Below are 19724 nucleotides of genomic sequence, written 5' to 3' on the forward strand. Positions count from 1 at the left end.
GACGCGGAGAATGCCAATGGCCGATAAACAGGTCTCTTGGGCCGCGTGGGGCTGGTTGACGCTGCTTGGAATGATGCTGGTGATTCCAATTCTGGGAGTCGCCTTGGATCAAGCGGCGGTTCTGGGATCGCTGCTCTTCCCTTTGCTCGCTGGTACGTTTCTAGGAACGGCCACGCTGCTGGCAGCCATCTACATCAAGCACCCGCCGTGGTGGTGGACGATTGCATTGGCGGCGTGGAGCCTGACCATCGTCTTGTTCCATCGCCAGCTTGGCCTGCTGATTACCGGAGCCGTGCTCGGCTGCGTGATCGGCTTCTTTCGTGAACCGATCTTTCAGGCAGGCCGTCGCTGCGTGGCATGGTACTTATCGCGACGCAACGCCTCGAAGTTCGACTAAGCCCGCACGGCTTAGTCGTCCGATTCTTCCTTGGCTGCGTCTGTCATCGGCTTCGATTCGTCATCCTTGCTTTGGTTCCACAGCATTTCAATGACGCGAAAACCTTCGGGGTCGTGCTGTTTGAACTCCGACTTCACGAACGGATAGAAGTCGTTCGTCCCGAACATCGCTTCGGTACCTTCCGCGAAGTACTCACGTTCGTTCTCGATCGCGTAATGCGACTTCTTCTTGCCATTGATATGCAGCACTTCTTCATAGGTACCGGACTTCTTCGCCTGCTCGAAGGCAGCGACCACCCGGGCATCGTCGTACCCTAAGACGCGATCATGATAGCCATGGGCCATCTCGTGCATCAGCATGTAAGGCTGAGCAATACACCACTGCAGGAACGTCTTCGCGCTGGAGATCTCGACCGCCTTTGCTTTCTCGCGGAGGAAGCCATTCTTACCCAGCCAGTCTTCCGAGACGTGATAGCAGGCACAAGGATTCGCGTGCGTGTTGTCTTGCTCCAGCCAGATCGGAATCTTCTGGATCTGAACAACGGCGTCCTTGGGAAGTCGCCGCTGGATGTCGTAGAGCTGATGGTCGATCAGTTCGAGCGCGGCGTCGCCGGTCTCTTTATCTTCCCGCATTAGCGATTTATGGACATAGACATCCCAGCCGCGGATGTTTGTCTGATGATAGGCGGACAAAGGGTCCGGGGTAGGCACCTTCTCTTCAGAAGCCTCTGCCCCCAATAACAGCGACAACGCCACGATCCAATGCATAGGTTTTCTCCGTGAAGCAACGAGAAGGTAGTCTACCTAAGGATAGTTCCATTCTCGATCAACGGCAAAACCGAGGGAATAGTCCCTCTGGCATAAAGAAGCCAAGGGAGCAAGGCCTGGCACCGGCTTATACGGCCGAGAACTGCTCGGCGTATTCCACAATCCAAAGATCGATCAACTCGCGGAAGTCATGTTCGTCGACTTCGGCCAGTTTCTCGAAGTGGTTTCGATGGAACAGTTCCTTGTTCTGGATGGTTCCTTTGCCCGTCAGTTCCAGGACATGAACCGACGAGTAAGGACGGATAGCCAGTTCCAGTCGGCTGTAGAGACTTCGCCGCTTGCCACCCGTCAAGTCGAGGTCGTCGCGCACGCAAGCGCCCCCCCAGCCTTGATCCCCAAACAGCGTTTCGTATTGAAAGCCTGGAAAGTGGTTGGGCAGCTTCTGCAAACAGGTTTCGATATAGTCCGAAATCTTCAGACGAAGCCGACTATGCAGTTCACGACATTCTTCTTCCGTCATTGCCGCGGCTTGCTCGGCGTGCCGCTTGGCTTCGCTACGCTTTTCACCACGTTCGATGGCGCGTTTGAGTCGGTCTTCGAAGTCTGTCATGAGAACATCTTTCCTGGAGCGAAAGACAGAGATACAAGATGCCCCTATTATGACGCCTGCGGCGGATGGACAAAACCACCGTTTTCGCAGCAGGCGTCCGTACCTTCCGGGACGAAGCGAGGCACGACGAGGCGAGAGACTACTTGCCCTTCGGCTTCTTCTTCGGGTCGTCGCGCTGCATGTCGAAGAACTGCGCCAGATCTCCAAACGATCGGAGCGGCTCTTTCCCTTCCTTCATGGCGTCGGTCAGCGGTTTGACAGGCTTCGGCTTTGGCTTCGAGCGACGTTCGGCGTGATGAGGCTTGCCCCCATGCTTTCCCTTGCCACCGCCACCTTGTGGCTTGTGACCTGCCTTGTTCTTGGGGCGTTGTGGCCGATCCTGACGTGGCGGACGATTGCCTTGCGGACGCTCCGGCTTCCCCTTCTTTTCGGTCTCGATCGCAGGATCGATGGCCGTCAGCGAGACGCGACGACGTTCGCGATCGATCTCGATAACCCAGACGCGAATTACATCGCCAACACTGACCACTTCGTGAGGATCGCCCACGTATCGATCGGCAAGGCGGCTGATATGAACCATGCCGCTGTCGTGCAAACCAATGTCGACGAACGCACCGAAGTCGACCACATTCAGCACGGTGCCCATCATTTCCATGCCTGGCTCGAGGTCTTCGAGCTTCAGCACGCCCCGACGGAACAGGGGTGGTGGGAAATCGGCACGCGGGTCGCGACCAGGACGCGAAAGGGCACCCATGATGTCGCGAGCGAGGTGAACGCCGATGCTGAGTTCTTCTGCCAGCTGATCGACATTGGCCGAAGCAATCTTGGCCAGCAATTGCTTATGCTTCTCGTCCGAGACGCCAATCTCGACCGGAGCAGGCTGCGGGGCTGGAACGTCGGCAGGGTCGATCGTTTCGACTGCCGAATCGGTTTCCGCTTGCGAAACTTCGGCTGGTGCTTCTTCCGTAGCCACTTCAGTTGCTTCGGCGGCTTCTGCCGGAGCAGCTTCCGCTGCTGGCTCTTCCGTGGCGACCGCTTCGGCAACTGGTGCTTCTGCTTCGGTCGCTTCTTCCGCAGCAGGTGCCGCGGCTTCTTCCAGCACGCCAAAGCCGGTTGGCTTGGCTGCGATGGGCGGAGGCGAAGGAACAGTCGCCAACACCTCGGTCAGCGAGCAGCCCAGCTTCTCCAGCAATTGCGTCGCGACTTCGTAACTTTCCGGGTGAATCCAGGTCGCATCGAGAGGATTCTCGGCGGGGACCACTTTCAAGAAGCCGGCGGCCTGAACGAAGGTCGCTTCACCAATGCCGGCGACTTCGCGAATCTCTTCCCGCGAACGGAACGGGCCCTTGGCCTGGCGATGCTCGTAAATGCGACGTGCCGTCAGCTGATTCAAGCCCGAGACATAGCTCAGCAGGGCAGGGCTGGCGGTGTTCACGTCGACGCCGACATAGTTCACGCACGATTCGACCACGTCGTCCAGCGAGTCACGCAGGTGCTTCGCTTTGACGTCGTGCTGGTACAAGCCCACACCGATGTTGGAAGGATTGATCTTCACCAGTTCCGACAGCGGATCAAGCAGGCGACGGCCGATGCTGATGGTACCGCGGATGGTGGCGTCGAACTTCGGGAACTCTTCTCGGCCCAGTTCGCTGGTCGAGTAAACACTCGCCCCGGCTTCGTTAACAATCAGGTAACAGATGTCGCGATCTTTCAGTTCGTCGGCGATTGCACTCGCCACGATCTGCTCGGTCTCGCGACAAGCGGTGCCATTGCCGATCGCGACAATCTGAGCATCGAACTGCTTGATCATCTCGACAATGCGCGAGCGACTCTTTTCCACGCGATCCTGAGGACCGATCAGGTGAATCACCCCGGTACCCATCACGTTGCCGAAGGGATCGATAGCGACCAGCTTGCAGCCACTGCGGAAGCCAGGATCGATGGCCAGTACGCGCTTCCCACGAACTGGAGGCTGCAGCAACAGCTTTCGCAAGTTGCAGGCAAACACTTCGATCGCGTGCGTCTCGGCCTTCTCGGTCAGCTCGCGACGAATTTCGCGTTCGATGCTTGGAATGATCAAACGATTGAGGCTATCGCGGAGCGACTGCTTCAGGAACTCGGCGTGCGTGTGACCTTCCGGGATGACGGCATCTTCAGCCGTCTTCACGATCTTGTCGAAATCGACTTCGATTCGCACCTTCAAGAATCGGGTGCGGTCGCCACGATTGATTGCCAGCACGCGATGCGGCGGGATCTTGGAAACCGGTTCGTGGTAGTCGTAATAGTCGCGGAACGCCTTGTCCTTCTTGGCACGTTCCTTTTCTTTCTGACGCTTACGCTTCTCGCGGCGGATCTCTTGGATGGTTGGCTTCTTCTTGCCATCCTTCTTTTCTTCAGCCTTGGTTTCGGTCGATTCCGCAGACGCTGCATCGTCGGCAGCGACTTCGGTCACATCCGAAGTGGTTTCCACTTCTTCGCCGGTGGCTTCTTCCGAGTCGTCGTGATAATCGTCGTCGTTATCGGACTGGCCTGAGTTTTCGATCCGGGTGCTGGTCAACTGTCCGGTCTTCCAGAACAGTTTCCGCAAGCGACCACGCAGCATGGCATGTTCCGAGAAGACTTCGGCCACGATGCAGCCTACGCCCTGCACCACGGCGTCGACGTCGGCGAGCGACTTCTCGGCATCGACGAAGGCTTCAGCCCGAGCACGAAGCTCTTTGGCGGTTTCGGCGTCATCGAGCACTTCCTGAGCGAGTGGCTCTAGACCGCGTTCGCGTGCCTGGGTCGCGAGGGTCTGCTTCTTGGGCTTGAAGGGAAGATAGAGGTCTTCCAGCAGCTTCTGCGTCTGGGCCTTTTTGATTTGTTCGGCGAGTTCTTCGGTCAGCTTTTCCTGCGACTGGATCGACTTAAGGATCGTCCGTTTGCGCTCGTTGAGCTGACGCAGCTTGGTGTTGCTGCTTTGAATCGCACGGATCTGCTCTTCATCGAGCCCGCCCGTCTCGTCCTTACGGTAACGAGTAATAAATGGGACTGTGTTCCCATCGTCGAGCAGTTCGACCGTGCGTTGAACTTTGTCGAGAGGAATACCAACTTCACGGGCAACGATTTGAAGGTCCGTGACGATTGTCGTATCCATGTGGAAGCCTGGTGGGAGCTGTCGCAAACTTGCGTGTCGAAGAGTCGACGTAAACGCAGATGCTGTTTGACTAAAGCGATATCGGGAACCCGATGATACCAGCACGGCAACATAGGGGCAGCGGTGCCGCTTGTCAAGGATTAGGGGAGAGATCACGCCCCATATTTAACCGACGTTTCGCACCTTTTGGTCTTGGCCACCTTCCGTAGGTGCCTTTTGATCACAAATCAGGGGATGTCGAGGATCTGCACAAGAGATACCACCACACCGCCGGTAACAATCCTGAGCGCGCAAAAAAAGTGCCGCCTTCCCTAAGGAGCGACGGCACTCGCGTCTTCGTGTTCCAATCTGCGACGATCGTTTAGTAACCGATATCCATCGGTGCTGGGTCCAGGAAGTCTCGAGGACCACGCGTCGTGTAGTAGGGGTAAGTGATCTGGGCCGAACCATTCCCACCCTGAACGGCTGGTGGCGGGGCGCTAACGCTGGTCGGGTTGTTGCACGGGTTCGCCCCGATCCGATGGCAGCAGCCACTGCCCGCCAGAAGGCAAACGGTTGCCAGAATGAAGAACAAACGATTCATGTTGTCTTTCCTCGCGCGGAAACGGGCACGGCGTTGGGTCATTTGGGTCCTGAAGTTCCTGTCACATGGTGGATTGCGGATCCACAACAGGAACTGGGCACTCGCCACGTGTCTCTGACATGCGAGTCCAGTACGTTTGATCGGCGTCAGATCCGGGAAAATTGAACAATTCAGGGCAATCCCAACTTAGGGAGCCTGATTTCCGCACAGAAGCGGTCGAAAGCGTCAAGATGCTAGCAGGCAATTACTGCAGCTGAGCGTTGACCCACATCTGGGCCTGGCTTGCGGTGAGGTTCGCCAGAATGCGCGTTTCGGTCTCGATCAGCACTTCGGCCAGCTTGGCCTGGAAGGCCTCGGCGTCGTGCTTTAGTTGCAGCCACAAGCGTTCCATCTCGGCGCTGGCCTCCAAGGCGATCTTGCGGACCGATAGCACCTGGTGCGGCGTCAGGTCCATTTGTGCCAGCAGCGGAGTGTCTTGCTGGAACAGCATCAGCTTTTCCACACGATGCAGCGTCGGCAGTGTCTGGGTGAAAGCAATCAGCTCGGTCATTTCTGGAGTATTCGGGACCACGTAGCCATGTGTCTTGGCGTGGGCGATCTCTTTTCGCCAGACTCGTTCAGGTCCCTGAGCACTGGAAAACTGTGCTACCAGATCGCTCCAGACCACCTCGACTTGCGGCATCAATCCTGCGACCTGACCCGAGAACGAATGAGCCGTGCAGTACAGCGAGAAGACCATGGCCAGGACCATCGCCCCGATTAGCCGGAGGTTACGGCCCAGCGAATTGCGATCGTCCTCGTAGAGCTCGCGAACCACTCGGGTCCCCAGGCGGAGGCACACCCGAGAGCGTGTCGCCGAGGCCGAATCGTCCTCGCGGGGGACGATGCTGATGATTTGTACTTCGTAATCGCTATGCCCAACGATGCAGAGCCTTGCGATCTCGCCAAAGAGCATGCATTCCGATTCGCAGGTGAAACCTTGTTCACCTAGTTTGCGGCGTGGAATTTCCACCGCGACGGCAAATCCCGACATCGACTCGTCCAGCAGCTCGGCCTTGAAGGTGTCTCGTCCCACGCGAAGCTGGGCTTTGACCCTGGTTGGGGCTACTGAAAAGCGCATTGAGTTTCGACGGTCGGCTTTCATCGGACTACACATGCAGGAGAAAAGGCGAAGAGTTAACCGAAGTATAGATTTGAAAACCCCTGGTCTGCCGAATCAAAATTAGCCAAATGCAGTAGAATCTGCTTGACCGCTGCCCCCGGAGCCGAAACGCAGTGAGTAATCGATACAACCGGCACAAACTTTTTCTGATTTGCCTCGTCGGGGTTAACTGACAACAATAAATTGTTACCAGTCCGTTCTCGTCCCTAGCTGCTGATCCCATAAAAGCTTATGAGTGTTGCCCCCAGCGTGGCCCAGATGACGGTCGACTGTTACCGCAAAGCCGGACAGATCTTGCGAGGATCTTCTCTCCGGCACGGAAACGTTGTCTGCCTGGACCGCGATAATTCTGACGACGTCATGGTTACAGCCGATTTGCACGGCAACCGGACGAACTTTCGTCGGATCCTGGAAATCGCCGATCTCGAGAACCATCCCCGGCGGCACCTGGTCTTCCAGGAGGTCTGCCATGGGGGGCCCACCTATCCCAAGGCTGGCGGCTGCATGTCGCACCTGATGCTGGAAGACATCGCCAAGCTGGTGATCCAGTTCCCCAACCAGGTCCACTTTCTGATCTCGAACCACGAGCTTGCCGAGCTGACCGACTTTCCGATCATGAAAGCGGGCAAGATGCTGAACTTGATGTTCCGCTGCGGCATGGGTCAGATGTACGGCGATGCCGTCCCGATGATTCGCGCGGCCCAGCTCGAGTTCCTAGGCAGCCTTCCCATCGCGATCCGCATTGGCGAGCGACTGATGGTCACCCACAGCCTGCCCAAGGGGTGTGATGACGAACCTTTTGATATCACGATCTTCGACCGCGAAATCAACGCCCACGATCGGGCCTGTGGTGGATCGCTGCATCGCCTGGTGTGGGGCCGCGACTTCCGTCAAGAGAACGTCGACTACCTCGCCCAGCAGTTAGGCATCGATTTGTTCATTACCGGCCACGAACCTTGCCAGCATGGTTTCTCATCGCCGAATTCGCGACAGATCGTCCTCGACTGTTGCAGCCGGCTTGGCAAGTACTTGATGATTCCGATGGCCGGCGAGCTGACTCAAGACGAGCTGCTCAACCAGATTCATTCCCTGCATGCTCCGGTGCTGGAGACCATTTCCTAAGATGGGAAACGATCCACTCTTTGAAGACGACTCCACCAGCGAAATGGAGCCAGCTTCGAAGCGCCCTTGGCGCCCTCAGTTTGGAATGGGGGCGATCATGCTGATGATGTTTCTGTTCAGCATGTTGTTCGTCATGGGTCACTACATGCTGAACACCGGAAACGAGAAAGACAACACGCACAACTTTCCGTTTCTGTTTCTAACGCTGGCCACCCCGGTCTTGCTGCTCACCGTCTTAAGCATCGGCCGCGAACTGATGCGTTTGTGGGAAAAGGCAATGCGCGATCGAGATCGCCACTAGCCGCCCATCTTAAACATGGCCGATGCCCCTTAGCTGCCAGCCTCTTCCGCTCGCAGTTTTGCCAGCTCTTCGGCCGTTGCATTGACCGTTTGCCGAATCTGTTCTTCACTATGGCAACTGGTGATGAAGAATCGCAGACGAGCCGCTTTTTCTTCAACCGCCGGATACATGATCGGCTGCACGTTATAACCGCGAGCATACAGAGCCCGCGACAACTTCAGTGCCAACAGCGAGTTGCCCGTGATCACAGGGACCACTGGCGTATTGTTACTGAGGCCGGTATCCAGCCCCTTTTCTTTGGCCAGCTTCAGGAAGAGCTTCGAGTTGCTCATGCACTTAGCGACCACTTCCGGATGCTTTTCAATCCGCTTGAACGAAGCCAAGGCGGCGGCGGCGTTCGATGGCGGCATACCAACGCTGAACACGAAGCCCGGAGCCGTGTACTTGAGGTACTCGATCATCGTCTTCTTACCGGCGATGTAACCACCGCAACTACCCAGCGATTTGCTGAGGGTCGCCATCAGGAAGTCGATTCGCGAACCAGGAATGCCGTAGTGTTCGCAGATCCCGCGGCCCGTCTTGCCCATCGTTCCGATCGAGTGGGCTTCGTCGACGAACAGCATCGCCTTGTACTTCTCTTTGATCTCGACCAGCTTCGGCAGATCGCAGTAGTCGCCATCCATGCTGTAAACGCCTTCGACGACGATCACCGCGCGGCGATACTTGCCACGCACTTCCGCCAACATGCGTTCGCATGCGGCCGTGTCGTTGTGCGGAAAGGCGCGTCGCTGGGCACCCGACAAAATACAGCCTTGCACCAGGCTGTTATGGGCCAGTTCGTCATGCAGGATCAAGTCACCCGGGCTCATCAGGTGCCCGATCGTCGTTTCGTTGGTCGAGTGACCACCGACGAAACAGACCGAAGACTCGACACCCAGGAACTCGGCGATCTTTCGTTCCAGCTCGCCATGGATCGTCTTCTCGCCCGAGACCACACGGCTGGCCGAGACGCTGGTACCAAACGTATCGACCGCCGCTTTGGCCGCGGCGGTAACTTCCGGATCACCACTGCTGCCCAGGTAGTTGTAGCTGCTGAAGCAGATGAACTCGCGACCGTCGATGATCGCCGTGTCGCGGGTCGTCCCTTCGTGCACATCGAAGTACGGACTATCCATCCCCATACGGGCGAACGTCGCAATACGATCTTGCAGAGCGACCACTTCCGGGAACTGATCGGTCTGGAATTCTGAGTCAGGAATGTCTTCGATGGCCCGAGCCGGTTTTTCTTTCGCAGCCGGGGAGGTGGATGCCTCGCCCGACGAAGCAGTGAAGTCCCCTTCGACGCCGATCAGTCCTGCCACGGCCGTAGCCAGGCTGGTGACCGTGGTGTCTTGCGAGAACTCTTCGACCGGAATATCGACATCGAGTTCGGCTTCGATCGCGTTCTTCAGCTCGATCCCCATCAGCGAGTCGAGCCCCATCTCGGCCAATGGCTTGGCCCGATCGATCTGCGACGCGGCGATGCCTAGCGTCTTCGCGGCTTGATCGGCGACGTAGTCCGAGATCATCGAGGCCCGTTTCTCTTCGTCGGCCGATTGCAATCGGTCGCGAAGCGAACCACCAACGGCGGTCGCGGCGGTTCGTTCCTGTCGATGAATCTTGGCCAGTTCATCGAGCAGCCTTGGATGCTTGTTGCGGCCGAACTGCTTCAGGAACTTGTTCCACTCGACCGGGAATACACCCACGTTGGCATGTCGCGTTGGAAGCAGTTCTTCCATTGCCAACAAGCCTTGTGGCGGAGCAATCATGCCCAAGCCAATCCCCGCGAACCGACGAGCATCGGTTCCCTTGGCCATACCACCACCGCTCCATGGTCCCCAGTTGATGCTAAGGCCTGTCAGACCTTCAGCCCGTCGGCCAGCACACAAGGCATCCATGAACGCATTGGCTGCGGCGTAGTTGGCCTGACCGGGCGAGCCAATCATGGCGGCGATCGACGAAAAGCAGACAAAGTAATCGAGCGGCAACTCGCGGGTCTGCTGATGCAGGTACCACGAACCGTCGACCTTCGCCGGCAACACCTTCGAGAATCGCTCCCACGATTGCTGCGGAATGGTGGCATCGTCCAGCACACCGGCCGCGTGGAACACGCCTGCCAGGGGCGGCAGTTCGGTTTGTACATAACCCAACGCCGCGGCGACCTGATCGCTTTGCGCGGCATCCATGGTCAGTACCGAGATCTTCGCCCCTTCGTTTTCCCACTGGGCGATGCGTTCGGCGGCTTCTTCGTTCGCCTTTCCGCTGCGACTGGTCAGCACCACGCTCTTCGCGCCCTGGTCAACCAGCCACTGCGTGACCTCCAGACCAATGGCACCGGTACCACCAGTGATCAGGTACGAAGCATCCCCACGCACCAGCGGACGCTCGCTGGTGGGCGGAGTCATCTGCAGCACCACCTTGCCCAGGTGCTTGGCTTGCTGCATGAAGCGGAACGCCTCGACGGCGTCTTCAATGCGATAGGCTTGCAGCGGAAGGGGTGCCAGTTGATGCGATTCAAATTGCGGCAGCAGTTCGGTCAGCATCTCGGCGATCAGCCCTGGTGCTTTGCGTTCTTCGTCGCCCAGATCGAATGGGAAGTACTCTGCCTTCGGACGCAACTCGGCGACCTGTTCGGCAGTCCAGATCCCGATCTTGCCGATCTCGACAAATCGTCCCTTGGCGGACAGGCACTCAAAGCTCTTCGGAATGAACTCTTGGTTCAAGCTGTTCAGGACGACATCGACCCCTTGGCCATCGGTATCATCCAGAACCTGCTGACTGAACAGCGTCGTTCGCGAGTCGTAAATATGCTTGATACCCAGCGAGCGGAGGAAGTCCCACTTGCCTTGGCTTGCGGTCGCATAGATCTCGGCGCCGACTGCTTGGGCGATTGCCACGGCGGCCTGACCAACACCACCAGCGGCGGCGTGGATGAGAACGCGTTCTCCCTTGCGAAGCTTCGCCAGACGCACCAAACCGTAGTGAGCCGTTAGAAATGCCAGCGGAATGGTCGCGGCTTCGTCGAAGCTCTGATTGCTCGGCTTCTTGGCGACGTAGTTCTGATCGACCAGCAAATGGCTCGTCATGCTGGCGGTCGAAAGGGCGATGACTTCGTCACCCACCTTCAGGTTCTTCACCTTACTGCCAACAGCCGTGATGACGCCGCTTCCTTCGAAGCCAAACGTCACGTCAGCTTCGCTGAGAATGCCGATCTCTTTTTCGTATTCCTGAAGCATACCCAAGGCACGCAGCACATCGCGGAAGTTCAAGCCGGACGCCTTCACGGCGATCTCGACTTCGGTCTCGCCAGGAGCGGTTCGCGGCTTGGAGACCAGTTCCAGGTTGGTCAGCATGCCGAACTTCTTCAGGCCGAGCTGATACGACTGCTCTGGCACGGTCAGCTCGCCATCGTCTGCCAAACGCATTGGCATCAAGCGTGCCGAGAAACGCCGCTCGCCTCGCAAGGCAATTTCGGTTTCGGCATCGGGGACCCAGACTTCGCCGAACAAACGTCCGGCCGACTCGCGATCGGCGGCGTCGACATCGACCCGGGTGCACTGCAGCTTCGGCATCTCGTTGGCGATCACGCCTGCCAGACCCCATGTCGCGGCTTCCAGCGGGTGACCAATCTTGTCGCCCGCAAAGACCTGCTGGCCTGACAACGTCACGACATACAACCGTGGTGCCTGGTCTTCCAACGCACCCAAGGCCTGGGCGACGTGCAGTAGTCCCTGGCAACCGAGGGCATGATCGACCATTGATTCGTCGGCCTTGCCTGACAAATCTTGCTGAGCCCACAGATAGATAACGCCGCGTAGTTTGCGATTGCCACCCAGCTTCAGCGATTCCAGCAGATCGGCGAACTGCGACGGTTCGGCCGGATCGAGCGTGGCGTCTTGCGGTCCGAATTCCAGTTCCGTGCCTGGAGCGATTTCCATCACGTGCTGCTTGCGCTGCCGCAACTGATCGACCAGGTACTCGGTCATCGGACGGCCATCACCGAAGACAAGCCAGACCGATTCGTCCGCTTCATCAACCGTCAACGGCTTGCCGATACGATGCGTTTCGAGCCATTGCACTTCGTGGTACCAACGATCGACATCGGCGACCAAACGCTTCTGTAGATCGATCTTCGCCAACCGGGCCAGCTTCAAGCCGCGAACTTCGGCAAGCACTTCCCCTTCTTCGTTGGCGAGAATGATATCGGCTTCGACCTGAGGCATTCGCCCTGGCTTGCGGCCGGTAATCTTCGACCAGCAAGCAACCCGCTGCGGCGAATGTTCTTCAAAGCAGGTGATGCTTTGCACACCGATCGGAATGAACGTCGTGCCCGGCGTGAGGTCGTCGGCCAGCAAGCTGCCCACCGTCTGGAAGCAAGCGTCCAACAGGGCAGGGTGGAGGCTGTAGTTGCGAGCGTCGCTTTGCAGTTCGGACGGCAACGCGACTTCCGCCAGCGATTCGCCATCGCCATTGCCCAGGCGTTTGATGCCCTGGAAGGCGTGACCATACTGCAAACCACTTTGCTTCGCGCCGAGATAAAACTCGTCGACTTCGACCTGCTTCTCCATGCGGAAGAAGACATCTTGCAGCTCGGCCTTTTCAGGACGAGCCGTGGCCGGAGCAATTTTACCGGCGGCATGCAGCTTCCAGATGGTGTCGTTGTCGTCGGACGTTTCCGCACTAAGGATACGGAACGAAGCATAGCCGAACTCTTCCGGCAATAAGATGACTTGGATCGTCTTCGAATGCTGTTGTTCGAAGACCAATGGCTGCTGAACGGTCATCTGCTCGACCGCGAACAGGCCTGATTCGAACTGCGCTTTAGCGGCCGCCAACGCCAGCTCTACGTAGCCTGTCGCTGGGAAGACCGGATTGCCGAACAGCTGGTGATCGTTCAGATAGGCCGGGAAGCCAGGGGCCAGGTTCGTCTGGAACAAGACCTCGTCGGTCGCGGTCGGAATCTTGACGCCCAACAGCGGATGCGAAGTCCGCGTTGGCATCAACCCAACCCCGGTTCCGAAGTCATCGCCACTGGAGACCGGCATCGTGTCAGGAGCCCAATAGCGGCTCCGCACGAACGGATAGGTCGGCAGTTCAACGCGACCAAACTGATACGGTGCATCGAACGACTTCCAATCGATCGCCACGCCCAACTGGTACAACTCGCCAACCGAATCGAGCAAGATCTGCCAGTCGTCACGACCGCTGCGAAGGCTCGGTAGCCAAGCGTTCTCTTTGCCTGGCACGCTCACGCGGCCGAGGCTTGAAAGAACGGGCTGCGGACCGACTTCGATAAAGACGTTGCCACCCTTGGCGGCGATGGCTTGGATACCATCGGCGAAACGGACTGCTTCCCGCAGATGCTGACGCCAGTACTCCGGCTTGGTGAACGCATCTTTGCTCAACTGACCGGTCAGGTTCGCCGCGATCGGGAACGACGCCGGCTTCATGGCAATGGCGGAAACGGCTTGCTGGAACTCTTCCAGGATCGGTTCCATCAACTGCGAATGGAACGCGTGCGAAACGGTCAGACGCGTGGCCCGAATGCCTTCGTTCTGACAAAGGGTCGCCACTTCGTCGATTGCTTCGGCAGCACCGCTTAGTACGGTCTGCTGCGGGCTATTCACCGCCGCGACGTTGACCTTCTTCGACAAACCATTGAGCAGCGTCTCAACCCGATCGGAAGCAGCCGACACGGCCAGCATCGCACCGCCAGCCGGCAGGCTTTGCATCAGCTTGCCACGCAAGGCAATCAGTTTCAAAGCATCTTCCAACGTGAAGACACCCGCAACACACGCCGCGACATATTCGCCGACGCTATGACCGATGGCCATGCTGGGGGAAACACCCCACGACAACCACAACTGAGCCAAGGCGTATTCGGTCGCGAACAACGTTGGCTGCGACATGGCCGTTTGATGAATCGTTTCGTCGCCTGCTTCGCCGAACAGAACGTCCAGCAGCGGAACGTCGTACTTGGCGAGTTCGCTGGCACAGCGATCGATCGCGTCGCGATAGACTGGCTGCGTGTCGTACAGCTTCCGTCCCATGCCGACGTACTGCGAGCCCTGACCGGTGAACAGGAACACCACCTTGTTACGGCGACGAACGGGTTCGCTGGCGGATGATGCCTTCGAGCCCTTCTCGACCAGCTTGTTCAAGCCGGCGATCGCATCTTCCTTCGTCGCGGCAGTGATCGCGGCACGCACCTCCAGCGTCGAACGGCCAGTGGTCGCACTATGAGCCAGATCGGCCAGCGAGACGGCATCGCTTTGCAGCGTTTCCAGGTAACGCTCCGCCAGCAGCGGCAACGCATCGGCGGTTTGCGTCGAAACCGGGATCAGGTGGCGCGGTCGTTCGGCCTGAGGGGCATCGACTGTCTTGGCTGGCTTCGAGACGTAATCGCCGACGATCACATGGCAGTTGGTGCCACCAAAACCGAAAGCACTGACGCCAGCCAAACGATTGCCTGGGGCGGCATTCCATTCGGTTGGCTGGGTGACGATTTCGACGTTGGCGTCGCTTAAATCGATGTAAGGATTCAGCGTCTCGAAATTGAGATGAGGAGGAATCTTGCCCTTGCTGACCGCCAGGATCAGCTTCAACAAACCGGCAACACCGGCGGCCGATTCCAAGTGACCAATGTTCGTTTTCACGCTTCCCAAGCGAAGTGGCTGCTTGGCGTCGCGCTGCATCCCGAGGACATTCTTCAGGCTCCGTACTTCGATCGGATCGCCCAGCGAAGTCCCAGTCCCGTGTGCCTCGATCAGTTCGATCGATTGCGGCTCGACACCAGCATCGGCCAACGCTGCGTGAAGGACCTCTTGCTGCGACGGACCATTCGGCGCGGTCAGCCCGTTGGTGAGACCATCCTGGTTCACGGCGGTACCATGGATGACAGCGAGGATGCGATCGCCATCGCGCTCGGCATCGCTCAGTCGCTTCAGAATGACGGCACCGCAGCCTTCGCCACGGACGTAGCCATCGGCCTTGGCATCAAAGGTTTTGCAGCGACCATCGGGGGCCATCATGCGGGCCTGGCAGAAGGTGATCGTGCCTTCAGGCGTCAGAATCAAGTTCACGCCGGCGGCCACGGCCAGATCGGTCTCGCCTGCTTCGAGGGCCTGGCAAGCCAAGTGCGCCGCGACCAGCGACGAACTGCAAGCGGTATCAACCGCGATGCTTGGTCCGCGGAAGTTGTAGAGATAGCTCAATCGATTGGCGGCGATCGAAAGACTGGTGCCGGTCGCGCTGTAGGCATTCAGCGAATCGAGCCCGCGGAACATCAACCGCGCATAGTCGCTGTTGCTGATACCGACGTACACACCGGTAGCGCTGTCACCTAGCGATTTGACAGGGATGCCGGCGTTCTCGAACGCTTCCCAGGTCACTTCCAACAGCAGTCGCTGCTGCGGATCCATTTTCTCGGCTTCGCGTCCGCTGATACCGAAGAGGGTCGGATCGAAGTCGCTGACGTTGCCCAGAAAGCCACCGCGACGCGTATACATCTTGCCGGGCGTGGCTGGTTCCGGGTCGTACAGACGATCGACATCCCACCGATCTGGCGGGACCTCGACGATGGCGTCGCGACCTTCGATTAGCAGATTCCAGAAGGCATCCGGGCCGTCGGCACCGGGCAAACGACAACCGATTCCGATAACGGCAATCGGTTCATGTTTTGGCTGCATCGAAAAGGCTTCCGTCGCAGGTGGATAGGAGCAGGCACGCCAACGGCAGACATTGGGTCAGTTGGCTATTTCTGGCCCGCAAGATAGTTCGAGAATTCTTCGATCGTGGGGTAATCGTAAACGATCGTGGGATCGATTCGTTTACCGAGCCAGGTCTCCAAATCGCCCGTCATCCCGATGGCCGTGGCCGAATCGAGGGCGAAGGAATCGAAGGTAGCGCTAGGGTCAATGGTGTTGGGATTCGTTTCCAACAGCTTGGCTAGATAATCGATAATCCAATCTTGGATTTCTTCCGCGGACTTAGGCGCATCGCCGGAAGGTGCGGACTGATCGGCTGTCATTGATCACCTCGTGACTAAAGGGTAACACGCCAGTTTACCCGTTATTCACCCGATCGACCACTGACCCAACCGAACGTTTTGATCTCTGGGGAATCGACGTGGGTGGTGCCGACAGCACCCACAAACCCTTCGCACGGAACGAGTTCCATCAATCGAACCGACGGCGTATTGGGGAAGACATGAAAATGATTGACCACCTTCCGAGCATCCGGGGCCAGCAGATCGAGGGTAACCCGGTCGAGAGGAGCCCGTAGCCCGACGCCAATCGTCTTCAGATAGGCTTCTTTGTGGGTCCAAAACCGCAGGAAATGGCGATGCTGCTCGGTTTCCTGGTGGGCACAGATATCTTTGCGTTCCGCGTCGGAGAGACATCGTTCGAGCATGCTGGCGAAGCTGCGTACCTCGCGGATGCGTTCGATATCGACCCCAACTTCTGCCCCTTTGGTCACTGCCACGACCGCCAGTTCGCTCGAATGCGTCAGGTTGAACTGAAGCGTTCCGGCTTGGCCGGTGATGACGTTTGGCTTGCCGTAACTGCTTGCCTGGTAAGCGATTTTGGCAGGTACTACGCCCAAATAACGTGACAAGATGTCGCGCAGGGCCGCGTGATAGACGACGTACTGCTGGGCGAGGTTTTCCGTGAAGAACTTCGATGCCCGCAGTTGCTCGGCGTCTGAGAGGCTTTTATGAAGCTGGTCGACGTCGGCCAAGCCGTCTTCAAGCGAGACCCGCCAAAGGTGCAGATCGTTGGTTCCTATTTCCAATTGCCGAGCAGGAAGCGGCAAAGGAAACGGCTTGGTGGAAAGTTGAATCATCGGTGGTGGGCCCGTTCGGGGGGGTGCCATGATCGGACATTCATCCGCAATATGGTCGAATTCGGCGAAATGCTGGGTCTGCGGCCATTGTTTCCAGGTCGAGAAGCGTAATCAGCAGAACCCCAATAGCTTCGCGCGATCGCAGCCAAAGGATACTTCACACCCATCGCAGAGGTGGAAATTACGCTAAATTCACTCGATCTCCCAGATTCACGTCGCTCCGAATAGGACCTAAATCGACTGGAGCAGGAGGGAAGCCTAGGCGAACTAGACCAAATATTCCGGCTCCAAGCAAGCGGCGCCAATCCCCACCAACGAGCGATCCCCCTGAAAGGGCCGCTCGGGCTAGCACTGACGTTGCGAGAAGATTATCGCAAAACCGATCGAAAGGTTGAGCTGATTTTCGCCAGATTTCGCGCGACAAGTCGTTTGAGACGCAACTTTTACATTGCCCAGACTATCTACCCGGCATACCGGGTGGGGTCGGGCAACCCGTGAGCAGAGAAGGCTTCTTTCCGTTCGACACACGCTCCGCACTTTCCACAATGCAGTTCGAGACCCTTGTAACAGGTCCAAGTCTTCTCGAACGGAACACCCAAATCGAAGCCTCGTTTGGCGATCTCGCCTTTGTCCATATGCACGAAGGGTCGCCATAGCTCGATCGGATTCCAGTCGCACAGCCGGGCCGCGTTGTCCATAGCATCGGCAAATTCAGGCCGGCAGTCGGGATAGATCGCATGGTCGCCGCTATGGGCACCATAGGCGACCGCCTGACACTTGTTGCTGGCCGCCCAGGCAATCGCCACCGAAAGCAGGATCATGTTTCGATTCGGGACGACCGTCTGCTTCATGCTCTCTTCGGCGTAATGCCCTTCCGGGATTTCCATCTCACGGCCGGAAAGACTGTTGTTGCCGAAGATCGGGTTGATAGCCGACAGATCGGCGACCTGGTGCGGAACGCCGACCCCTTCGCAAAGTTGCCGGGCAAAGTCGAGCTCTTTCACGTGGCGCTGGCCGTAATCGACCGAGATGGCCCAGGCCTCGTGACCTTCGTCCAGAATGTGATAAAGCAGTGTTGCCGAATCCATTCCGCCCGACACCACCGCGACAACCTTCGCCATTTGCAGCTCCGTAGAAAGCCAGATTTGAATCCAATCCAGTCTAGCGCAGTTGACTGCGATCGAGAACCAGCGAATCGAGGTTGCCCCCGCCTAAAAAACTTGCAAATCGGGCGAATCTTCCGTTACACTGACCTGCATCTTCCTGCGAGCCTTCCCTTCTCGACACGCCCTTGGCCTGTCACCTCCCTTCCTTTTCCTGTCGAGTTATCCCGCAAAGGGTTCATCCATGCGTGCTTCCTCTCTATTCATGGTGGTGCTGATCGCATTCCCTGCGATCGCAGCGGCTGAAGACGCTGCGGCCGATCAGGCAGGTCAGGTCAGCTACTACCGGGACGTTCGACCAATCGTGCAAGCGAACTGTCAGGGATGCCACCAACCGGCAAAGCGGGGTGGCGACTTCCTGATGACCGATCACAAATCACTGATGACCGCTGGCGAATCTGGGTCGGCCTCGGTGGTCGCTGGCGATCCGGCGGCTAGTTACCTGGTCGATTTGATCACACCGGTCGACGGCAAAGCCGAGATGCCCAAAGGGAAGACGCCTCTTTCCGAGACCGATCGCAAGACGATCCTGAACTGGATCTTGCAAGGTGCGAAGGACGACACGTCAGAGTCCGCCAAAGTAACCTTCGATGCCGAACATCCACCGACCTACGTGCGTGCTCCCGTGCTGACCTGCGTTGCGTTCTCACCCGATGGCCAACTGCTTGCCGTATCTGGCTATCACGAAGTGCTTTTACAAAAGGCGGATGGAAGCGGAGTCGCTGGACGACTGGTTGGCATGTCCGAGCGAATCGAATCGGTTGCCTTCTCGCCGGATGGTAAGCGTCTGGCCGTGGCAGGCGGTTCGCCGGGAAGACTGGGTGAACTGCAGATGTGGGACGTTGCCGAGCGCAAACTTCTCTATTCAGTCCCCGTTTCGTACGACAACGTTTATGGTGCCAGTTGGTCCCCGGACGGCAAACTGGTGGCAATTGGCTGCGGCGACAACTCGGTCCGGGCCTTCGATGCTGAGACCGGCCAGCAATCGTTCTTCAATGGTGCTCACGAAGACTGGGCCCTCGATACGGTCTTCTCGAAAGATGGCAGCCACCTGGTTTCGGTGAGTCGAGACATGGCGGTGAAGCTGTATGAAGTGAAGACACAGCGATTCGTCGACAACGTCACCAGCATTACGCCTGGTGCCTTGAAGGGTGGCATCAATGCGGTGGCTCTTCAGCCGGGACAAGATCAGGTGTTGATCGGCGGCGCCGATGGCGTGCCGAAGATCTATCGCTTGTTCCGCGAAAAGGCTCGCAAGATTGGCGACGACTTCAACAAGATCAAAGACTTCCCAGAGATGCCAGGCCGTATCTACGACGTGGCATTCACTTCCGACGGCAGCAAAGCGGTGGTTTGCAGCAGCCTGGATGGAGCGGGCTTCATTCAGGTTCTGGATGTCAGTGAAGGAAAGAAACTGGTCGACCTGGAAGGTCCGCTGCAAGCGATCTACTCGGTAAGCATCAGCCCTGACAACAAGCAAGTCGCCTCGGTTGGTTTCTCCGGTGACGTCCTGCTGCACGACCTCGAAACGGGCAAGAAGCAGCAAACGTTTCCTGCCGTGCCGATTTCCCCGCAGACTGCGGCCGCCCACTAAATCGCC

At 57.9% G+C, this 19724-nt stretch carries 13 protein-coding genes; 4 read left to right on the plus strand and 9 right to left on the minus strand.

Annotated features, from left to right (window positions below):
* The first annotated feature begins 16 nt into the window (after positions 1–16).
* Positions 17–397: a hypothetical protein gene (locus AB1L30_RS19565; RefSeq protein WP_367015190.1), complete on the plus strand. Its 381-nt coding sequence runs from the start codon at positions 17–19 to the stop codon at positions 395–397.
* A gap of 11 nt (positions 398–408) precedes the next feature.
* Here the strand turns inward: AB1L30_RS19565 and AB1L30_RS19570 are convergent, their stop codons facing one another.
* The 5 genes from AB1L30_RS19570 to AB1L30_RS19590 form a co-directional block, all read right to left on the minus strand.
* The gene (locus tag AB1L30_RS19570; RefSeq protein WP_367015192.1) at positions 409–1164 is read right to left on the minus strand and encodes a hypothetical protein; all 756 of its coding nucleotides are present in this window, start codon (positions 1162–1164) and stop codon (positions 409–411) included.
* A 127-nt stretch (positions 1165–1291) separates the two neighbouring features.
* Positions 1292–1774: a hypothetical protein gene (locus AB1L30_RS19575; protein ID WP_367015194.1), complete on the minus strand. Its 483-nt coding sequence runs from the start codon at positions 1772–1774 to the stop codon at positions 1292–1294.
* Positions 1775–1913: 139 nt separating this feature from the next.
* Complete coding sequence (locus tag AB1L30_RS19580; RefSeq protein ID WP_367015196.1) at positions 1914–4910, minus strand: Tex family protein; 2997 nt, start codon at positions 4908–4910, stop codon at positions 1914–1916.
* Between the two features lie 361 nt (positions 4911–5271).
* Entirely contained in the window at positions 5272–5493 is a 222-nt protein-coding gene (locus AB1L30_RS19585) for a hypothetical protein (RefSeq protein WP_345090013.1), read from the minus strand.
* A 244-nt stretch (positions 5494–5737) separates the two neighbouring features.
* On the minus strand, positions 5738–6613 hold the full coding sequence (locus AB1L30_RS19590; protein ID WP_367015198.1) for a hypothetical protein: 876 nt from the start codon (positions 6611–6613) through the stop codon (positions 5738–5740).
* Positions 6614–6886: 273 nt separating this feature from the next.
* Here AB1L30_RS19590 and AB1L30_RS19595 point away from each other — a divergent pair, with 273 nt between their 5' ends.
* Both AB1L30_RS19595 and AB1L30_RS19600 read left to right on the plus strand, forming a co-directional pair.
* Positions 6887–7777 carry a metallophosphoesterase gene (locus tag AB1L30_RS19595; RefSeq protein WP_367015200.1) on the plus strand — a complete coding sequence of 297 codons (891 nt, stop codon included), beginning with the start codon at positions 6887–6889 and terminating at the stop codon, positions 7775–7777.
* A 97-nt stretch (positions 7778–7874) separates the two neighbouring features.
* Positions 7875–8078 (plus strand): hypothetical protein, encoded by a 204-nt coding sequence (locus AB1L30_RS19600; protein ID WP_345090005.1) that lies wholly within the window; start codon positions 7875–7877, stop codon positions 8076–8078.
* A 29-nt stretch (positions 8079–8107) separates the two neighbouring features.
* Here the strand turns inward: AB1L30_RS19600 and AB1L30_RS19605 are convergent, their stop codons facing one another.
* The 4 genes from AB1L30_RS19605 to queC all read right to left on the minus strand — a co-directional run bounded on the left by AB1L30_RS19605 (position 8108) and on the right by queC (position 18082).
* A complete protein-coding gene (locus tag AB1L30_RS19605) occupies positions 8108–15805 on the minus strand; it encodes an aminotransferase class I/II-fold pyridoxal phosphate-dependent enzyme (protein ID WP_367015202.1) in 7698 nt (2565 codons plus the stop codon).
* Positions 15806–15870: 65 nt separating this feature from the next.
* The gene (locus AB1L30_RS19610; RefSeq protein ID WP_367015204.1) at positions 15871–16146 is read right to left on the minus strand and encodes an acyl carrier protein; all 276 of its coding nucleotides are present in this window, start codon (positions 16144–16146) and stop codon (positions 15871–15873) included.
* A 41-nt stretch (positions 16147–16187) separates the two neighbouring features.
* Positions 16188–16991, minus strand: coding sequence for a 4'-phosphopantetheinyl transferase superfamily protein (locus AB1L30_RS19615; protein ID WP_367015206.1), 804 nt, complete (start codon positions 16989–16991; stop codon positions 16188–16190).
* Between the two features lie 431 nt (positions 16992–17422).
* A complete protein-coding gene (queC, locus tag AB1L30_RS19620) occupies positions 17423–18082 on the minus strand; it encodes a 7-cyano-7-deazaguanine synthase QueC (protein WP_367015208.1) in 660 nt (219 codons plus the stop codon).
* Between the two features lie 226 nt (positions 18083–18308).
* On the opposite strand from queC, the gene AB1L30_RS19625 reads away from it, so the two are divergent.
* On the plus strand, positions 18309–19718 hold the full coding sequence (locus AB1L30_RS19625) for a c-type cytochrome domain-containing protein (RefSeq protein WP_367015210.1): 1410 nt from the start codon (positions 18309–18311) through the stop codon (positions 19716–19718).
* Positions 19719–19724 lie beyond the last annotated feature (6 nt).

The sequence above is a fragment of the Bremerella sp. JC817 genome, from assembly GCF_040718835.1.
Classification (GTDB): Bacteria; Planctomycetota; Planctomycetia; order Pirellulales; family Pirellulaceae; genus Bremerella.